This window comes from Rothia sp. HMSC069C10 (assembly GCF_001812205.1).
GTDB classification, from domain to species: domain Bacteria; phylum Actinomycetota; class Actinomycetes; order Actinomycetales; family Micrococcaceae; genus Rothia; species Rothia mucilaginosa.
In genome coordinates this window covers 1-1,920 of the sequence record NZ_KV808301.1, presented here as the reverse complement: position 1 = coordinate 1,920, position 1,920 = coordinate 1, and the positions used below count along the sequence as shown (strand labels likewise).

The window sequence follows — 1,920 nt, the reverse complement described above, 5'->3', positions numbered from 1 at the left end:
GGATAACCCGAACCCGCGCCTGCGCAAGGCTGATATTCGTACCGGTCAGCGTTGGCACCTAAATGACAATGGTGACGGGGATACAGAGTATTCACTGCACCGCGACTGGCCTGATATGTAAGACCGTTCCCCCGCCGTGGGTCTTACGTTGAGAAGCCACATGTTCGCCGAGAAGCCACTTCTTTCGTGGCTTTTCGAAATGCATGTGGCTTCTCAGCTATCGGGGTCCTTCCCTTCGGCTGGTTAGTCTTCCGGTTTCTAACCAGCCCCCCCCTCTTCACACACCACACCGATATGAGGAATACAATTCCATGACTTCCACCATTTTGACCCGCCGCGGACTGCTGGGCAGCGGCGCATTTGTGGGCATCGGTGCCCTGCTTGCGGCGTGCGGCCAACAGGCTGTTAATGAGGCGAGCGTGCCAGCTACTGCAGTAAACTCGCCGGGTGAGACTGCATCAGCTACGATTTCTGAGTCGCCTTCGGTGAGTGCCACCCCGAGAGTAACTCGCGGGTATTCAGGTAACTCCAAAGCCCCGGATGGTGAGTACCGTAAAGCCGATGAGTACGGCCCTGCGCAGAATGTTCCCAAGCCTCGTAATGAGCCGGCTCAGTACCCCGAGACTGAACAAGGCCTCTACCGTATGATGAAGGACTGGGTTGTGGCGCACAACTACGCGATCCAGACCGGTGACTGCTCCTACGCGTTCAAATATGTAACGGAAGATGCAGAAGAATATGAGTTCTACCTGTATATTCAGGGTCTTTACCAGCGCGGAGGATAGACTGTTGATGGTCTGGATAGCTACCAGCCAGAAGGCCCGCTTATCTACGACGAAGCAAAGAAAATGTATCGTATGAAGCATCGTCGGTTCTGGAGCAGCGTTATGTACGTTGAATCTAATGGTCACCTCACAATGCAGGCTAACACTGAGACTAGTGACGATACTTTCTATTTCCTTTTCACCTACTCTGATGGCTATTGGAAGATTGCTGGAAGTAAATCAATTGAGGAAATAGATAGCTAGCAATAGTCTCTTTCTTCAATTCACACACCACACCGACAGAAGGAATTTACTTCCATGACTTCCGTTATTTTGAACCGCCGCGCACTGTTGGGTAGCGGCGCTCTTGTGGGCCTGGGGGCCCTGCTTGCAGCGTGCGGCCAGCAAGCCACCAACGAGGCGAGCGCGTCGGCTGCAGCATCTGAGGCACCTTCGGCAAGCGCTACTCCATCTACTGTTCGCGGCTACTCGGGCGGATCCAAGGCACCCGATGGAGAGTACCGAAAGGCCGACAAATACGGCCCAGCCCAGAACGTACCGAAACCCAGCCTCCCCGAAGAAGGCTACAACGAAAAGTCTCTAGAAGGCCTACGTAAAACATTTGACGCATGGGTCCAGTGGGGAAACTACGGTATCCAGACTGGTGACTATGCAAAGGCACGAGAATTCATCTCGCCTAATTTCAGCTCCGAATTAGAAGCCTACGAAAGCGTCGAAAAACTATACAGGCGCGGCGGATGGGTTATCGACGGTATCGAAAAATTTACAGCTGATGGGTCGCCTTGGTCCGAAGACGGCGAAACATATTTCTGGAAAATGTATCGTAACTGGAATCAGGAAATCCACGTTGAACCAGACGGTAAATGGACTGCGTGGGATAACGAGGATAAAACTAACGATACTCTCAAAGTCAAAATGAAACATGACGGCCAAAAGTGGTCAATTCTAGACTTCGAAGAATTCAACGTCTAAGCAGCATTCACCTTTTACACACCACACCGATATAAGGAATACGTTTCCATGGCTTCCACTCTTTTGACCCGCCGCGCAATGACATGCAGTATGTATGGCCCTATATGCTGGATACCTACGAGAAGGATATTAAGGGCTCTTCAGAGTTGAGTGTGGTTGGAGG

General features: G+C 51.7%; 2 protein-coding genes. Both read left to right on the top strand.

The features are described from left to right. The first annotated feature begins 311 nt into the window (after window positions 1–311). Complete coding sequence (locus tag HMPREF2842_RS05080) at window positions 312–785, top strand: DUF6318 family protein (RefSeq protein WP_070643119.1); 474 nt, start codon at window positions 312–314, stop codon at window positions 783–785. A gap of 297 nt (window positions 786–1,082) precedes the next feature. After that, window positions 1,083–1,757, top strand: coding sequence for a DUF6318 family protein (locus HMPREF2842_RS05075; RefSeq protein WP_049345147.1), 675 nt, complete (start codon window positions 1,083–1,085; stop codon window positions 1,755–1,757). Window positions 1,758–1,920: the final 163 nt, after the last annotated feature.